This is a genomic window from Microbacterium sp. B19 (assembly GCF_000333395.1).
In the GTDB taxonomy this organism is placed as follows: Bacteria; Actinomycetota; Actinomycetes; order Actinomycetales; family Microbacteriaceae; genus Microbacterium.
The window spans coordinates 1-14,760 of record NZ_BADA01000326.1 but is presented as its reverse complement, the minus strand read 5'-3'; the positions used below and the strand labels follow the sequence as shown (position 1 = coordinate 14,760).

At 69.7% G+C, this 14,760-nt stretch carries 18 protein-coding genes; 4 read left to right on the top strand and 14 right to left on the bottom strand.

Going from position 1 to position 14,760, the window contains the following annotated elements; all coding sequences use genetic code 11:
* From I5G_RS11700 to I5G_RS26740, 7 genes are all read right to left on the bottom strand, one after another.
* On the bottom strand, positions 1-791 hold a 791-nt coding region (locus I5G_RS11700), incomplete at its 3' end, for an alpha-amylase family glycosyl hydrolase (RefSeq protein WP_022879219.1).
* 98 nt (positions 792-889) lie between these two features.
* Positions 890-3,292 carry a malto-oligosyltrehalose synthase gene (gene treY / locus I5G_RS11695; protein ID WP_022879218.1) on the bottom strand — a complete coding sequence of 801 codons (2,403 nt, stop codon included), beginning with the start codon at positions 3,290-3,292 and terminating at the stop codon, positions 890-892.
* A 7-nt stretch (positions 3,293-3,299) separates the two neighbouring features.
* Positions 3,300-5,522, bottom strand: coding sequence for a glycogen debranching protein GlgX (glgX, locus tag I5G_RS11690; RefSeq protein ID WP_022879217.1), 2,223 nt, complete (start codon positions 5,520-5,522; stop codon positions 3,300-3,302).
* Positions 5,523-5,603: 81 nt separating this feature from the next.
* A complete protein-coding gene (locus I5G_RS11685; protein ID WP_022879216.1) occupies positions 5,604-6,086 on the bottom strand; it encodes a hypothetical protein in 483 nt (160 codons plus the stop codon).
* Positions 6,083-6,928: a hypothetical protein gene (locus I5G_RS11680; RefSeq protein WP_022879215.1), complete on the bottom strand. Its 846-nt coding sequence runs from the start codon at positions 6,926-6,928 to the stop codon at positions 6,083-6,085. Before I5G_RS11680 ends, I5G_RS11685 begins: the two co-directional genes overlap by 4 nt.
* A gap of 22 nt (positions 6,929-6,950) precedes the next feature.
* Complete coding sequence (locus I5G_RS11675) at positions 6,951-7,628, bottom strand: GTP pyrophosphokinase family protein (RefSeq protein WP_022879214.1); 678 nt, start codon at positions 7,626-7,628, stop codon at positions 6,951-6,953.
* Between the two features lie 42 nt (positions 7,629-7,670).
* A complete protein-coding gene (locus I5G_RS26740) occupies positions 7,671-7,805 on the bottom strand; it encodes a hypothetical protein (protein ID WP_022879213.1) in 135 nt (44 codons plus the stop codon).
* 120 nt (positions 7,806-7,925) lie between these two features.
* Here I5G_RS26740 and I5G_RS11665 point away from each other — a divergent pair, with 120 nt between their 5' ends.
* Positions 7,926-8,261, top strand: a complete 336-nt coding sequence (locus I5G_RS11665; protein WP_022879212.1) for a hypothetical protein — start codon at positions 7,926-7,928, stop codon at positions 8,259-8,261.
* 2 nt (positions 8,262-8,263) lie between these two features.
* Here the strand turns inward: I5G_RS11665 and I5G_RS11660 are convergent, their stop codons facing one another.
* The gene (locus I5G_RS11660; protein ID WP_022879211.1) at positions 8,264-8,581 is read right to left on the bottom strand and encodes a hypothetical protein; all 318 of its coding nucleotides are present in this window, start codon (positions 8,579-8,581) and stop codon (positions 8,264-8,266) included.
* A 108-nt stretch (positions 8,582-8,689) separates the two neighbouring features.
* Between I5G_RS11660 and I5G_RS11655 the strand changes: the two genes are divergently transcribed.
* Entirely contained in the window at positions 8,690-9,007 is a 318-nt protein-coding gene (locus I5G_RS11655) for a hypothetical protein (protein ID WP_022879210.1), read from the top strand.
* A gap of 1 nt (position 9,008) precedes the next feature.
* On the opposite strand, the gene I5G_RS11650 is transcribed toward I5G_RS11655, so the two are convergent.
* Both I5G_RS11650 and I5G_RS11645 read right to left on the bottom strand, forming a co-directional pair.
* Positions 9,009-9,263: a hypothetical protein gene (locus I5G_RS11650; protein WP_022879209.1), complete on the bottom strand. Its 255-nt coding sequence runs from the start codon at positions 9,261-9,263 to the stop codon at positions 9,009-9,011.
* A gap of 89 nt (positions 9,264-9,352) precedes the next feature.
* Positions 9,353-9,898: a MarR family winged helix-turn-helix transcriptional regulator gene (locus I5G_RS11645; protein ID WP_022879208.1), complete on the bottom strand. Its 546-nt coding sequence runs from the start codon at positions 9,896-9,898 to the stop codon at positions 9,353-9,355.
* Between the two features lie 147 nt (positions 9,899-10,045).
* Here I5G_RS11645 and I5G_RS22125 point away from each other — a divergent pair, with 147 nt between their 5' ends.
* Positions 10,046-10,525 (top strand): MarR family winged helix-turn-helix transcriptional regulator, encoded by a 480-nt coding sequence (locus I5G_RS22125; protein WP_022879207.1) that lies wholly within the window; start codon positions 10,046-10,048, stop codon positions 10,523-10,525.
* Here the strand turns inward: I5G_RS22125 and I5G_RS11635 are convergent, their stop codons facing one another.
* Complete coding sequence (locus I5G_RS11635; RefSeq protein WP_022879206.1) at positions 10,526-10,762, bottom strand: DUF3072 domain-containing protein; 237 nt, start codon at positions 10,760-10,762, stop codon at positions 10,526-10,528.
* A 78-nt stretch (positions 10,763-10,840) separates the two neighbouring features.
* On the opposite strand from I5G_RS11635, the gene I5G_RS11630 reads away from it, so the two are divergent.
* A complete protein-coding gene (locus tag I5G_RS11630; RefSeq protein ID WP_022879205.1) occupies positions 10,841-11,803 on the top strand; it encodes an alpha/beta fold hydrolase in 963 nt (320 codons plus the stop codon).
* Positions 11,804-11,810: 7 nt separating this feature from the next.
* Here I5G_RS11630 and I5G_RS11625 read toward each other — a convergent pair whose 3' ends face one another.
* Genes I5G_RS11625 through I5G_RS11615 form a run of 3 tightly spaced genes read right to left on the bottom strand, consistent with a single transcriptional unit; the run spans position 11,811 to position 14,743 of the window.
* Positions 11,811-12,983 carry an ADP-dependent glucokinase/phosphofructokinase gene (locus tag I5G_RS11625; protein WP_022879204.1) on the bottom strand — a complete coding sequence of 391 codons (1,173 nt, stop codon included), beginning with the start codon at positions 12,981-12,983 and terminating at the stop codon, positions 11,811-11,813.
* An 18-nt stretch (positions 12,984-13,001) separates the two neighbouring features.
* Positions 13,002-13,865 carry a ketose-bisphosphate aldolase gene (locus I5G_RS11620; protein ID WP_022879203.1) on the bottom strand — a complete coding sequence of 288 codons (864 nt, stop codon included), beginning with the start codon at positions 13,863-13,865 and terminating at the stop codon, positions 13,002-13,004.
* 32 nt (positions 13,866-13,897) lie between these two features.
* The gene (locus I5G_RS11615) at positions 13,898-14,743 is read right to left on the bottom strand and encodes a carbohydrate ABC transporter permease (RefSeq protein WP_022879202.1); all 846 of its coding nucleotides are present in this window, start codon (positions 14,741-14,743) and stop codon (positions 13,898-13,900) included.
* Between the last annotated feature and the right edge of the window lie 17 nt (positions 14,744-14,760).

Here is a 14,760-nt window from a genome sequence, read left to right as displayed (position 1 = left end):
TCCTGCAGCACGTGCACCGAACGGTGGTCGAGCAGCGCGTGCACGGCATCCAGGCGGAGTCCGTCGACGTGGTAGTCGCGCATCCACATCAGCGCGTTCTCGACGATGTAGGAGCGCACGGCGTCCTCGTCGAGGTTGATCGAGTCGCCCCACGTGTTGCGACTGCCCTCGCGGAGGTACGGGCCGAACTCGGGCAGGTAGTTCCCGGACGGTCCGAGGTGGTTGTAGACCACGTCCTGAACGACCGCGAGCCCGGCCGCGTGGGCGGCGTCGACGAAGCGCTGGTACGCCGTAGGGCCGCCGTACGCCTCGTGCACGGTGTACCAGAGGACGCCGTCGTAGCCCCAGTTCCAGACGCCGTTGAAGCCGTTGACCGGCAGCAGCTCGACGTGGGTCACGCCGAGGTCGACGAGGTGGTCGAGCCGTTCGATCGCGGCATCCAGGGTGCCCTCGGGCGTGAAGGTGCCGAGGTGCAGCTCGTAGATGAGGCCGCCCGCGAGCTGGCGCCCTGTCCAGGCGGCATCCGTCCACGCGAACGTCGAGGGATCGAACCACGCGGAGGCCTCGTGCACCCCGCCCGGCTGCCGCCGCGACCGCGGGTCGGGGCGCAGGTCGTCGCCGTCGCCGAGGACGAAGCCGTAGCGCTCACCGTCGGCGAGCCGCACGTCCGCGTTCCACCAGCCACCCGCCACCGAGGCGAGCTCGACGTCTTCGACGACGCCCTCGCCGCTCTCGTCCAGCCGCCGCAGCCGCACACGGTCGCTCTTCGGTGCCCACAGTTCGATGCTCATCCGTCCCTCTTCTTCCTCCCCCTCACGCGTGAGGGGTCAACTTTTGTCGCTTGCGCGGCCGTGAGGCGACAATTCTTGACCCCTCACGCGCCGGGAGATCAGGAGCAGGCCGGTTCGTCCACCAGGAGAGCGACCGGCAGGTCGCTCAGCAGCTCCGACAGCGGCACCGGGCCGCCGGGGAAGCGGCGCCCGGTCAGCACGTCGACCGCGGCGACGTCGGGGCGCAGCAGCACGGTGTCACGCCAGCCGCCGGCGGCCCGCAGGCCGTGCGGGAGGCGGGTCGCGACGGCCGAGACGCCCCCGCGATCGAACGCGACGATGTGCCCGGATGCCGCACCCGCGGCCTCGAGCGGACGGTACAGCGAGTACCGCTCGGGGCAGTCGCGCCGCACGCGCAGTGCGCGCGAGGTCACGAGGAGCTTCGCCGCGCCGGTGGCATCCACCGCCGGAAGCGTCGCATCCTCCGCGTCCAGCGAGGCCAGCAGGCGCGCCCGCTCCGCGAAGTCCACCGGCCGCCGGTTGTCGGGGTCGACGAGCGACTGCTCCCACAGCTCCGAGCCCTGGTACACGTCGGGCACGCCTGGTCCGGTGATCTGCAGCAGCTTCGCGGCGAGACCGTTCGACCAGCCGTCGGCGGCGATCTCGTCCACGAAGGCCTGGACACGGGATGCCGCGGGGCCCGTCGCCGCATCGACGACGGCGTGCATGCGCTCCTCGAACGCCTCGTCCTGCTCCCACCAGCCGGTGACCTCGGACGCCTCGCGCGCGGCCTTCTCGGCGTACGCGTGCAGTCGCTCGCGGTACTCCGCGAGACCCGAGCGCGTGGATGCCGAGGCCGGCCACGCCCCGACGATCGCCTGCCACAGCAGCGCGTCGAACGGACCGTGCCCCGTCGAGGCGATGCCCCGGAACTCCTCGAGCACCTCGGCCCACCGCGCCGGGATCTCCGCGAGCACGGCGATGCGGGCGCGGGTGTCCTCGCCGCGCTTGGTGTCGTGGGTCGACAGCGTCGTCATGGCGGTCGGCCACGACGCCTGCCGCGCCGCCTGTGCGGCGTGGAAGCCGGCGACGTCGAGCGAGAACTCCGCCGGGTCGCCGCCGACCTCGGTCAGCGATCCGAGGCGCGTGTAGCGGTAGAACGCGGTGTCCTCGACGCCCTTGGCCATCACCGGACCCGTCGTCTGCTGGAAGCGCCACGCGATCTCGAGGTCGGTGTCGGTCAGGGCCGGGACGAGCGCCTCGATGACGTCGCCGAGCTCGGGCCGACGTTCTTCGGCCTGGCCGACGGCGGCATCCAGGTGCGACCGTCCGGCCGGGAGGTACGAGCGGTAGACGGGGAAGCACGCGAGGATCTCGGCGAGCGCGTCCTGCAGCGCCTCGGCGCCGAACTCCTCGCGCAGCGCGGCGGGGAGCCCGCGCACGATGCGCCGGATCTCGGACACCTGGATCGTGTCGGCGATGCGGCGCTTGGTGTCGTGGATGAGGTCGTGCCAGCCGGTCAGCGCCGGGAGGCCGCTGTCGACGCGCAACCGCGCGTCGAGCGCATCGAGCGCCGCCTCGCCCGCGGGGTCGGTGAGCACGCGGTCGACCTCGGCGAGCGCGTCGTACCCGGTGGTGCCCGCGGTCTTCCACCACGACGGCAGCGCCTCGCCGTGCTCGAGGATCTTCTCGACCAGCACGTACCCGGCGTCCTCGCCGCCCGCTTCGCGCAGCGCCGTCGCGAGCCGGTCGAGGTAGCCGCCGGGGTCGACGAGACCGTCCGGGTGGTCGACGCGCAGGCCGTCGGCGAGGCCCTCGCGCACCCAGCGCAGGATCTCGGCGTGCGTCGCGTCGAACACCTCGGGACGCTCGACCCGCACACCCGCGAGCGTCGTGACGGCGAAGAAGCGGCGGTAGTTGAGGTCGGCCGCTTCGTCCTGCCAGAACCGCAGCTCGAAGTTCTGCGCGTCGAGGAGGGCGCGGACGTCCGGAGTCCCCGTTCCCGGGGCGACCGGGAAGACGTGGTCGTAGTACCGGATCAGACCGTCGGGGGCGTCGGCCGCGGGCGTCGGGTCGTACGAGATCTCGTCGATCACGTCGGCGAGGTCGGCGCCGAGCACGGGCACGCGAACCTTGCCCCCGCCGAACTCCCAGTCGATGTCGAACGCGTCCGCGTGGGCGGAGGCGCGTCCCTGGCGGAGCACGTCCCACCACCAGGCGTTCGTCCGGGGTTCGGAGACGCCCATGTGGTTCGGGACGATGTCGATCAGGATGCCGAGCCCCTCGGCGCGGGCGGCTTCGGCGAACCGCGCCAGCCCCTCGCCGCCGCCGCGCGCGGGGTCGACGCGCGTGACGTCAACGACGTCGTAGCCGTGGTCGGACCCGGGCGTCGCCTCGAGCAGCGGCGACAGGTACGCCCACGACACCCCGAGGTCACGGAGATAGCCCGTGACCTCGGCGGCGGTGCCGAGGGGGAAGGATTCGCGGATCTGCAGGCGGTAGGTCGAAAGCGGATGCCGCATTCTTCGATCAGAGCTCCGGTTTGGGTGCCTGCCCGGGCAGGTCGTCGGTGGCGGTGATGGCGATCTGCGCCGTGAGCGAGGCAGCGACCGTGTGGTCGATCTCGGGCTCGGGCAGGTGGTGCTCGCGCAGCACGATGAGCGACTTCGGCTCGAGCTTGAGCGCCTCGCCGGGCGCGATCGGCTCGGTGTTGGCGCGCTCGCCCGCGGTGTCGACGTACACGTCCCACTCGGGCGAGTACTGGATGTCGGGCACGTGGAAGTCGACCGGCTCGTCGCCGGCGTTGAAGAGCACGAGGAAGTGGTCGTCGCTGATGGCCTCGCCGCGGCGGTCGCGCTCGCGGATGCCCTGGCCGTTGAGGAACACGCCGACCGCGCGGCCGAAGCCGGAGTCCCAGTCCTCGGGCTGCATGAGCGTGCCGTCGGGCCGCAGCCACACCACGTCGGGGATGTTGTCCCCCTCCTCCATCTTCACCGGACGGCCGTCGAAGAACCGGCTGCGGCGGAAGGTGGGGTGCTCCTTGCGGAGGCGCGCGAGGGCCGCGGTGAACTCGATGAGCGGATGGTCGACGCTGGACCAGTCCACCCACGTGATCTCGTTGTCCTGCGCGTAGCCGTTGTTGTTGCCGCCCTGGGTGCGGCCCAGCTCGTCGCCGTGCAGCAGCATCGGCACGCCCTGGCTGAGCAGCAGCGTCGCGATGAAGTTGCGCTGCTGCTGCGCGCGGCGCGTGCGCACCTCGGGGTCGTCGGTCGGCCCCTCCACGCCCATGTTGCTGGAGCGGTTGTGCGATTCGCCGTCGTTGTTGTCCTCGCCGTTGGCCTCGTTGTGCTTCTCGTTGTACGAGACCAGGTCGCGGAGCGTGAACCCGTCGTGCGCGGTGACGAAGTTGATGGATGCCACGGGCCGACGCCCCGAGTGCTCGTACAGGTCGGCCGAGCCGGTGAGGCGCGACGCGAACTCGCCGAGCGCCTGCGGCTCGCCGCGCCAGAAGTCGCGGACGGTGTCGCGGTACTTGCCGTTCCACTCCGTCCACTGGGGCGGGAAGTTGCCGACCTGGTACCCGCCGGGGCCGACGTCCCACGGCTCGGCGATGAGCTTGACCTGCGAGACCACCGGATCCTGCTGCACGAGTTCGAAGAAGGCCGCCAGACGGTCGACCTCGTAGAACTCGCGGGCGAGGGTGGATGCCAGGTCGAAGCGGAACCCGTCGACGTGCATGTCGAGCACCCAGTAGCGCAGCGAGTCCATGATCAGCTGCAGCGTGTGGGGGTTGCCGACGTTGAGGCTGTTGCCGGTGCCGGTGTAGTCGGTGTAGTAGCGCTTGTCGTCGTCTTCGAGGCGGTAGTACGCCTCGTTGTCGATGCCGCGCATGGAGAGCGTGGGGCCCATGTGGTTGCCCTCGGCGGTGTGGTTGTAGACCACGTCGAGGATGACCTCGATGCCCGCCGCGTGCAGGGCCTTCACCATGGCCTTGAACTCCTGCACCTGCTGGCCGTGGTCGCCGGTCGAGGAGTAGGTGTTCTGGGGCGCGAGGAACGCGATGGTGTTGTAGCCCCAGTAGTTCGACAGCCCCTTCTCCTCGAGCGTGGAGTCGTTGACGAACTGGTGCACGGGCATCAGCTCGATCGCGGTGATGCCGAGCTTGCGCAGGTGGTCGATGACCGCGGGGTGCGCGATGCCGGCGTAGGTGCCGCGCAACTCCTCGGGCACGTCCGGGTGCAGCTGCGTGAGGCCCTTGACGTGCGCTTCGTAGATGAAGCTCTCGGCGTAGGGGGTCTTCGGACGGCGGTCGCCGCTCCAGTCGAAGAACGGGTTGATGACCACGCCCTTCATCATGTGCGCGGCGGAGTCCTCGTCGTTGAACGAGTCGGGGTCGCCGAACTCGTAGCTGAAGACGGGCTGGCCCCAATCGATCTGTCCCTCGACGGCCTTGGCGTACGGGTCGAGCAGGAGCTTGCTCGGGTTGAACCGCTGGCCGTTCGCCGGGTCGTAGGGACCGTGCACGCGGTAGCCGTACCGCTGCCCGGGCTGGATGTTGGGGAGGTACGCGTGCCAGACGAAGGCGTCGACGTCGACGAGCTCGAAGCACGTCTCGGTCCCGTCCTCGTCGAACAGGCACAACTCGACGCGCTCCGCCGCCTCACTGAAGAGAGCGAAGTTCGTCCCGTTGCCGTCGTACGTGGCCCCGAGGGGATAACTGGATCCTGGCCATACCTGCTGCACGTCGCTCACGATAGACCAGCGTCGTTTCCACGAAGCGTCGGTGTCACCGCTGTTGACACCCGACCGACCCCCGACTATGCGCGCGGGTTCCTATGCGCGCTCCGGCGGATGCACGAGCAGGTCGATGCGCTCGTCGAGATATCGCGCGAGCGGCATGTACCCGCCCTGCGCGCTCCACCGGACGGCGGGCTCGCCGTCGCGCAGCGCGAGTGGGGCGGACCGGTCGTCGAGGGCTTCGAGATCGAGCGGATGCCACCCGATGTGCACCGTCTCCCCCTCGGGCACGCCCCCGCGGTGGGCGGCGGCCGCGAGTTCGGCGCGACGCCGCTGCGACTCGGCCGCGAACCCCCGGCGCACCTCCGCGCGGGACCGCACGATGTCACCGGTCGCGAGGACGGCGTCGTCGGTGAGGAGCAGCACACCCAGGTGCCACGCGCGCCCGCGGTCGACGATGCGGGGAGCGCGCGGGATGCCGAGCAACCGCCGCCCCTCCTGCAGTTCGCCGATCCGCTCGCGCGGGGCGTCGGCGAGCCGGCCCCGCGCCGTGGCGAGGAGGTCGTCGACAGCGCTCACGACAGTCCCTCCAGCGCGGAGCGGGCGTGGTCGAGGTCCCGCCCCCGGGCGGTCGCCGTCTCGCGCACCACCGCCGTCGCCTCCTCCGCCGCGTCGACGGCCGCGTCGGCCGCCGCGGCATCCTTCTCCACCCGGGCGATCTCCGCGCGGAGGCTCTCCAACCGTTCGCGGACCCGGTCGGCCCGTTCGCGAGCGGTCGCCTCCCGCGTCTTCGCGCCCGTCAGCGCGCGGTCGGCGTCCGAGCGCGCCCGCTCCGCCTCGCGCACCGCGCGCTCCGCCGCCTTGCGTGCCCGGCGCTGCGCGAGGTCGTCCCGCGCGGGAGCCTCGGCGACGGCCACGCCCTCCGGCACGGAACCGGCCACCGCCGCGCTCGGATCCGTGTCGTCGGCGAGATCGACGGATGCCACCAACCTCCCGGTGAGGATCATCGCCGCCGCGTGCGGGTCGATGATCGCCGCGTTGACGGTCTTCTCGACCGCGTCCCGCATCGTCGCGCTGAGGGGCGCACCGGCCTCGGCCGCGAGGTCGGCCGCGCGCCGCGCGAGGGCGGCCACCAGCTGACGGCGCTGGCGCCCCAGACGCGTCATCTCCGCGGCATCCGCGTCGTCCTGCGCCTCGCGCAACGCTTGCGACAGCTCGACGGCTTCGCCGAGCTGCCCGTCGCGAGCGAGGAGGTTCACCGCCCACGCCGCGAGCGTCGGCTTTCGGAGCTTCGCGATGCGCCGTCCGACGGTTCCGCCGACCTCCTCGGCGCGCGCGTTGCGGGCCGCGGTGAACTGTGCGGGCGGGAGGGCGAGCAGGTCGGCGGCGGCCGCATCGAGGAGGGCCGCCGCGTCGCTCATCCCCCCATTGTGACCCGTCGGGTCAGAGCGAGACCACCCCGGGGCGGGGTCCGCGGATCTGCCGGTGCAGTCGCTCCATGCGTGCGTCGAGCTCCGCGGCCGTGTCGGCGGCATCCTTCAACTCGGCCAGCAGCTCGTCGGGGACGAGGCGGTCGTACTTGTAATAGATCTTGTGCTCGAGGCTCGCCCAGAAGTCCATCGCGATCGTGCGGAACTGCACCTCGACCGGCACGTCGACGCGGCCGGTCGAGAGGAACACCGGCACATCGACGATCACGTGCAGGCTCTTGTAGCCGTTCGCCTTGGGACGGGCGATGTAGTCCTTCACGTCGCGCACCGTGATGTCGTCCTGCTGCGTCAGCAGGTTCGACAGGCGGTATGCGTCGTCGACGAAGCTGCAGGTGATCCGGATGCCGGCGATGTCGGTGATCGCGGCGCGGATGGAGTCGAAGTCGGCCTCGATCCCCTTGCGGCGGACCTTGTCGACGAGGCTGTCCGGCGACTTGACCCGGCTCGAGACGTGCTCGATGGGGTTGTAGTCGTGCATCTCCTGGAACTCTTCGCGCAGGATCGAGATCTTCGTCTCGACCTCGGCGAGACCGAACCGGTACTCCATGAGGAAGCGTTGGAACTCGTCGCGCATGGCGCGCAGCGAGGCCCCGGATACGGTGATCTGCTGGTCGTCCAGCGGGTCGGACATGTTCCCGACGCTAGCGGCGCCGACTTCGAGGGGCCTGGGAGATCACTCTGCGGCGGGCGGCGACGAGCGCGGGATCAGCTCGCCGTCGACAACGTCGATCCCGGTCAACTGATCGAACACGTCGGGGAGGTCGTCGGCGCCACCGGGTTCGGGCATGAGGGGGAAGCGGGAATCCATCACGGGGGTCCTTCCGTGGTCGCCACCCACACTGACAGAGCCGCCTCGCGCAATGGGTGGCCTTGACACCCCGGCGGCGGCCACATAGATCCCCGGAATCCCGCCGGTATCGTGGATGCCATGGGCACGATCTTCTACGGCGGCGGCGGGACGGCAGTCCACATCGAAGACCGCGCATTGGCGCACCTCAAGGTCGTCATCTCCACCAAGCTGCGCCGCGGCGAGAGCTTCACACTGTCATGGCAGCACCCCGAGGACCAGCCGCGGGGCCGGAGCACGCTGTGGCTGCACCCGGCGATCCCGCTCCGGTTCGTCTTCGAGGACGCCGAGCCCACCAAGCTCAGCCGTGAGTGGATCGAGCGTCTGGCCGACTCGGCCAACTCCTCGGGCGGGATCATGCTCGTCCCCGAGGACATCGCCCCCGAGAGCGCCGCGAAGGGCACGTCGAAGAGCTGAGGTCAGCCCTCTTCGACGAGGGTGTCCTCGGACGGCTCCGGCGTGATCGCGAGGCCGTTGGGACCGGATGCCGCGAGCATGAGGTCTTCGACCCACACGCGGTTGATGCGCGGCTGGCGGCTGCCGTAGAAGTGGAACTGGATCGGCACGGACGGGTGCATCCAGAAGCTGCGTCGACCGCTGCCGTCGCCGACCTCGACGTCGAACATGAACGACTCGGAGCGTCGGAGCTTGTTCATCACCACGATGCGGAGATGCGCCAGCGTGCGGTCATCGATGTCGACGGCGTTCGCAACGGTGTCGTAGATGAATCGGCCCATGAATGCGAGCCTATCCGAGCGAAACGATGGCCGACGCGCGAATGCCACGGCACCCGGTGCAGAATCAACCCCCCGATGCTGGACGTTTGTGCGGGGTTAACTAACGACGTGGGAACGCTTTTCTACGGCGACGTCGCGACTCCGATCGAAATCGAGGATCGCGCGCTCGCGCACGTCAAGGTCGTCATCGCGACCAAGCTGCGCCGAGGCGAGAGCTTCACGCTCTCGTGGACGCACGGGCCCGGCCAGGAGGTGGGGCGCAGCACCGTGTGGCTGCACCCGTCGATCCCGTTGCGGTTCGTTTTCGACGACCCGGAGCCAGCGCTGCTCAGCCGCGCGTGGATCGAAGACCTCGCGAACTCGGCGAACTCCTCCGGCGGTCTGCTCCTGGTCCCGGAACCGGGGACCGGAGAGAGCAAGGCCTGAGTCAGGCCGTCCGCTGGTCGAGGATCTCGCGCGCGCCCTCCTCGACGGCCGTCGGGATGACGAGCGGACGCCCCGCGGAGAAGGCCTCCCACTCCCGCAGGACCACCGTCTCGATGTGCGACGGGTCCTCTCCCGGGTAGTCCAGGCGAAGTCGCGAAACGACTGAATGGAGGGATGCCACGGGCACCCCGTCCACCGTCTGGACGGTGTCGACGGCGGTCACGCTGAGGCGTGCCTCGATCGCATTTTCGTCCATGTCCTCATGGTTTCACGGACCTGAGGGGATTCCTAATACTCAGAATTCAACTAGGCTTCCTAGTTTCTTACGCAGGATGCGCATTCTGATCAGAGGGTGACGTCGGCCTCCATCGGCGACTCCGCGACCTCGTGATGCGGGTCGACCTGGTCGACGGCATCCTGGAGTCGGCCGAGACACGCGATGACCGTCTCGCACTCTTCCGGCGTCATGTCGATCACGGCCGCCATCATGCGCGAGTGCATCGACCCGAGCGTGGCGCGCACCTCGGCGTCGCTCGCGGCCGTCGCGACGATGTAGATGCTGCGTCGGTCGCTCGGGTGCGGGACGCGGGTGACGTGGCCCGACTTCTCGAGGCGATCGATGATCGCGGTCGTCGAGGCGGTGGACACCCCGAGATAACGCGTCAGCTCGCTCGGCGAGACCTGGCGTCCCTGGCCGGAGGCCCGAAGGAGGTAGCGGAGCACGAGCAGTTCGTTCTCGCCCATCGACATGGATTCACGCGTGCGGCGCCGCATCGCGACCTCTGCCGCGCGGTAGACGCGGAACGCCTGAAGGACTTCCACCGCCTTCCGGCGGCGGTCCTCTTCGCTCGCGCCGTACCAATAGCGCGACGTCTGCGAGCCGTTCTCCACCTCCGCATCCTACGTCAGCGGGGCATGCGAAGGGCCCTGCCGCTTCGCGTAGCTGACAGGTACGATGGTGAATATATCGGTTCGCTACTTGATCAGAACGCGAGATACCAGAACGACGAGACAACCCGTCCAGGGGGTGACGAACACATGACCACGGAAGAAGAAGTGGTGAAGGCCGTCAGCGACCTGTCCGAATCCGGTGCCGTCTCCGAGCGCGAAGCGCTGCATTCCCTCGGGATCGGCCCCAACGACGCGAAGGTGTTGCGGTTCCTCCTCGACCGCGAGGCCGGCGACGAGCCGGTGACCCCCCGACTCCTGGCGGAGATGCTCGGCATCTCCTCGGCCGCGACCACGGCCCTCATCGACCGTCTCGCCGACGCCGGCTGGGTCGAGCGCGTGCCGTTCCCCGGGGACCGGCGTTCGATCGTGGTGCGCGCCACGATCGACGAGGATTCCCCCGCCCGTAATCTCCTCGCGGTGCGCCGCTCGTCGGTGGCCGAGGCCGCCTCCCGCCTGGATGCCTCTCAGCGCCGGGTGGTCGCCGACTTCCTCGACGAAGTGGCCCGCGCAGAGAAGCAGCACATGGAGCGTCTCCGCCCCCTGGCCGACGAGTCCCGACCCGCCTGACTACCGACCGGTCTTCTGTTGGAGCCGGTCGATCTGCTCCGAGGCCTCGGCCTTCGTCAGGTCGGCGGTGATCTCCTCCCCCGCCTCGCGGGCGAGGGTGTCGAGGTAGCTGCGCTGCGGCGCGGTCATCGGCTCGTCGCCGGTGACCCAGTCCGAGGGGTCCTTCTCTACGGGGTCCTGTCCCTCGCGCGGAGCGCCGAGGGTCTCTTCTTCATGGTCACGGGGAGCATCGGTCATGGCGCCACGCTAGGTCGGCGCGGGAGAACGGGCCCCGGGATTGACAGCCTGCGCCGCGGAGTGCGGCATCCTGGACGGATGCCCGACGACACCCGCCCCGCCGACGTCGACGTGCAGACGTTCCGGCGCGGGACCGCGCAGACGCGGGTCACGATCGTCTCGACCGGAGCCCCCGGTCGCGCGTTCGTCCTCGTCGCGGGAATCGGGGTCGCGGCCAGCTACTTCGAGTTCCTCGCGCCGCTGCTCGCGGAGCACGGTGACGTGTACGCGCTGGACCTCCCCGGGTTCGCCGGGATGCCGGCATCCGGTGACGAACCGACGGCGGTGTTCTTCGCCGATCAGGTCGAGGGCGTCATCGCGCACTACGGCCTGGAGAACCCCGTGCTGCTGGGGCACTCGATGGGGACGCAGGTCGTGACCGAGGTGCTCACGCGTCGGCACGATCTGTCGCACGCGGTGCTCGTGAGCCCGGTCGTGGACGAGAGCGAGGCGTCGGCGATCGTGCAGGGCGTGCGCTTCGTCCAGTCCACCGCGCGGGAGTCCCTGCACATCGCCGTGATGGCGGTCTCGGCCTACCTGCTGTGCGGGTTCCTGTACTTCGCCGAGGCGCTGCCCCACATGCTGCGGTACCGGATCTCGGATCGGATCCGTCTCGTGGACGCGCGACTGCTCCTCATCCGCGGAGAGTTCGACCGCCCCTCGCCGCGGCGCCTGCACTCGCGTCTCGTCGCGCGCGCCCGCGATGCGCGACGCTGGGAGATCGAGGGTGCGGCCCACTCGATCATCAACGGCCACGCCGTCGGCGTCGCCCGCCTGGTGCGGCAGCACCTCGACGACGACCTCGCCGCCCGCGGACGGCTGACATCCGACGAAGCGCGAGTCCCGCCCGCGCGGCACAAGGACCTCCGGATGATCCTGGATGCCACGGCCAGCCGCTTCGCCGAGTGGTTCAGCGCGCTGCGCCACGACCAGGACGGCGTCGAACGCGCCAAGGTTCGGCACGCGCGCCTGCTGTGGCGCGCGTACGTGTCGCGGCGCTGACCGGGAGTCAGACCGCGGCGAGGAAGCCGCCGACGAACGTGTCGCCGAGCCCGATCGTCGTCGGGTGGGGAACGTCGACGACGTACGCGGCGACCCCGGCCGCCGGCATCCGGTCCTCGACCGCCGTCACGACGGCCGCGCCGCCCGGATGCCGCGGGAAGGACGCGGTGGCCTCGAGGTCGGCGACCGTGCACGTGTCGCCGACGCGGTAGCGCGTCGCCGCGGTGATCACCGCGCTCTCGAGCCCGGCGCGGTGTCGACCGGCCTCGGGCCCGACCGCGATCGCCCAGTACTTCGTGTGCACCACGAGCGCGGGCGCGGGGATGATCGCGCGGGCCTCGGCGAGCGCGGTGGCGACGTCATCGGGCGACAGCAGGTCGACGGGGCGGCCGAGGTACTCCTGCAGCTCGTCCTCGTTCATGCCGTACACGTCGATGCGGTCGAGGAGTCGTCGGCGGACGGTCTCGGCGAAGGACCGCTCGTAGAAGCCGGCGTCCTCGTAGTACACCAGCGCGTCCGGCGGCAGGCGCCGCATCGCCGCGGCCAGATCCTCGAGGCGGCTCTCGAGCAGGGTGGCATCCTGCATCGTGTTGAACCCGGACACGAGGAACGCCGCGGCGTCCGCGAGCGCGTCGCCGAGGTCGGCGGCGATCGCCATCTCGCGGTTGGGGGCGTCGTTCGCGAAGATCACGCGGTTCGACGACGGCGCCGTGATCGCCCCGTCGGCGAGCGTCACCGTCGTCCCCGCGGGGTACTGCACGATGAGGTGCGGATCGAGGGTGTCGCGCGTCGCGGACGAGACGACGCGCATCGACGCGGGAAGCAGCCGACGGACGGTGTCGTCGATGCTCACGAGGTGCTGCACCGTCGGCACGCCGATCCGGTCGAGGGCGATGCCCGCCCGCACACCCGTCCCGCCGAGCGTCACCGCGACGTCGAACCGGGCCGCGAAGACCTCGATGATCTCCGAACTCGAGACGAAGCGCTCGCCTCCCCCGCCGCGGGCGAGGAAGGCGAGCACCGTCAGGACGAGCGTGCGCTCGTCGACGATCGGCGCCGTGGGGACGAGCTCGTCCCGGTGGATGCCGTACTCCTCCGCGAGGGCCGTGAGCACGTCGGCATCCCACCGGATCTCGTAGTCGACGGTGCCGCCGAGTCCGAGGACGAGGTCTCCTGCCATGGCGCCGATCCTCCCTGATCAGTACAGGTCGGCCTTGCCGGCGGCGCCGAACAGGTCGATCTTCTCGGCCGCGGTCACCTTCATCGCCGCGATGGGCTCGGGCTGGATCGCGTTCGGCTCGCGCAGGCGGCGGTCGGTGCCGAGCACCTCGCGCATGCGGTCGTGGTACGCGACCTTGATGTCGCTGGAGATGTTGATCTTGTTGATGCCCAGCGACACGGCGCGGGCGAGCTCGGCATCCGGGTTGCTGGATCCGCCGTGCAGCACGAGCGGGATGCCGACGGCGGCCTTGATCTCCTGGAGCAGGTCGTGGCGCAGCTCGGGGTTCTTGTCGGCCGGGTACAGGCCATGCGAGGTGCCGATCGCGATCGCGAGGCTGTCGACCCCCGTCTGCTCGACGAAGCGCACCGCGTCCTCGACGTTGGTGTAGATGATCTCGGCGGCGCCGGACTCGCCGTAGCTGTCGTTCGCACCGATCGTGCCGAGCTCGCCCTCGACCTGGATGCCGGCCGCGTGCGCCGCCTCGACGACCTTGCGCGTGATCGCGACGTTCTGCTCGAACGGCTCGAGCGAGGCGTCGATCATCACCGACGTGAAACCGGAGTGGATGGCCGTGATCATCTGCTCATAGGAGCCGCCGTGGTCCCAGTGGATCGCGACGGGCACGCTCGACCGGTGGGCCCGCGCGTGCATCGCCGGGATGAGGTCGGTCGTGATGTGCGACACCTCGTCGGGGTGGATGGCGATGATGACCGGGGCGGACTTCTCTTCGCTGATGTCCATGATCCCGGTGAACATCGCCCAGTCGGAGATGTTGAAGGCCGGGATGGCGAAGCTGTGGGCGTTCGCCACGTCGAGGATGGACTTGCCGGTGTAGAGCACGGATTTCTCCTTGTCGGGGTGGGGGTCGAGAGTCAGCTCTTCACCGAGCCGGCCGTCAGGCCGCTGATGAAGAAGCGCTGGAAGAAGAGGAAGAGGACGAGCACCGGGATCGAGCCGAGGATGCTCATCGCCATGATCTGGTTCCACTCGTACGAGTGCTGGCCCATGAGCAGCTGGATGCCGATGGGCACCGTGCGCATGTCGATGGTGCGCGTGAGGGTCAGCGCGAACAGGAACTCGTTCCACGCGATCATGAACGTGTAGATGCCGACCGACACGATCCCGGGGATGGAGATCGGAACGAGCACCCGCCAGAGGGCGGTGAACGATCCCGCACCGTCGACCCGGACGGCTTCGTCGAGCTCCTTCGGGAGGGTGTTGAAGTAGCCGGTCATCATGATGATCGCGTAGGGCAGAGTGAACACCATGTAGGTGAGGATCAGGCCCGGGTAGGTGTTGTAGAGCTTCAGCGTCACCATGAGCCCGAAGTACGGGATCAGGAGCGTGATCGGCGGGACGGCCTGGACGCTCACGATGATGACGTTGACGATCCGCTTTCCGCGGAACTCGAACCGGCTGAACGCGTACGCCGCCTGGATCGCCACGAGCAGGGTGAGGATCGTCACGGCACCGGCGACGACGTAGCTGTTGATGAAGAAGCGCACCGTCTCGGGCGTCGTGAAGATCTTCACGTACGCGTCGAACGAAAACGTGTCGGTGATGAGCCGCGGGGGCAGCTCGAAGATCTGCGTGTTCGACTTGAACGAGCTCGACAGCATCCACAGGACGGGGCCGGCGGGCGAGACGGCGCCGAGCACGAGTCCGATCAGCACTCCGGTCTTGGCGACCCGGGTACGTGCAGCGGTGGTCAGGGCCATGTCAGTCCCTCGCCTTC

Coding starts and splice junctions, on each gene's coding strand:
- treY (WP_022879218.1), bottom strand. CDS start 3,292: ATGCGGCATCCGCTTTCGACCTACCGCCTGCAGATCCGCGAATCCTTC.
- I5G_RS11680 (WP_022879215.1), bottom strand. CDS start 6,928: ATGAGCGACGCGGCGGCCCTCCTCGATGCGGCCGCCGCCGACCTGCTC.
- I5G_RS11675 (WP_022879214.1), bottom strand. CDS start 7,628: ATGTCCGACCCGCTGGACGACCAGCAGATCACCGTATCCGGGGCCTCG.
- I5G_RS26740 (WP_022879213.1), bottom strand. CDS start 7,805: ATGGATTCCCGCTTCCCCCTCATGCCCGAACCCGGTGGCGCCGACGAC.
- I5G_RS11665 (WP_022879212.1), top strand. CDS start 7,926: ATGGGCACGATCTTCTACGGCGGCGGCGGGACGGCAGTCCACATCGAA.
- I5G_RS11660 (WP_022879211.1), bottom strand. CDS start 8,581: ATGGGCCGATTCATCTACGACACCGTTGCGAACGCCGTCGACATCGAT.
- I5G_RS11650 (WP_022879209.1), bottom strand. CDS start 9,263: ATGGACGAAAATGCGATCGAGGCACGCCTCAGCGTGACCGCCGTCGAC.
- I5G_RS22125 (WP_022879207.1), top strand. CDS start 10,046: ATGACCACGGAAGAAGAAGTGGTGAAGGCCGTCAGCGACCTGTCCGAA.
- I5G_RS11635 (WP_022879206.1), bottom strand. CDS start 10,762: ATGACCGATGCTCCCCGTGACCATGAAGAAGAGACCCTCGGCGCTCCG.
- I5G_RS11630 (WP_022879205.1), top strand. CDS start 10,841: ATGCCCGACGACACCCGCCCCGCCGACGTCGACGTGCAGACGTTCCGG.
- I5G_RS11625 (WP_022879204.1), bottom strand. CDS start 12,983: ATGGCAGGAGACCTCGTCCTCGGACTCGGCGGCACCGTCGACTACGAG.
- I5G_RS11615 (WP_022879202.1), bottom strand. CDS start 14,743: ATGGCCCTGACCACCGCTGCACGTACCCGGGTCGCCAAGACCGGAGTG.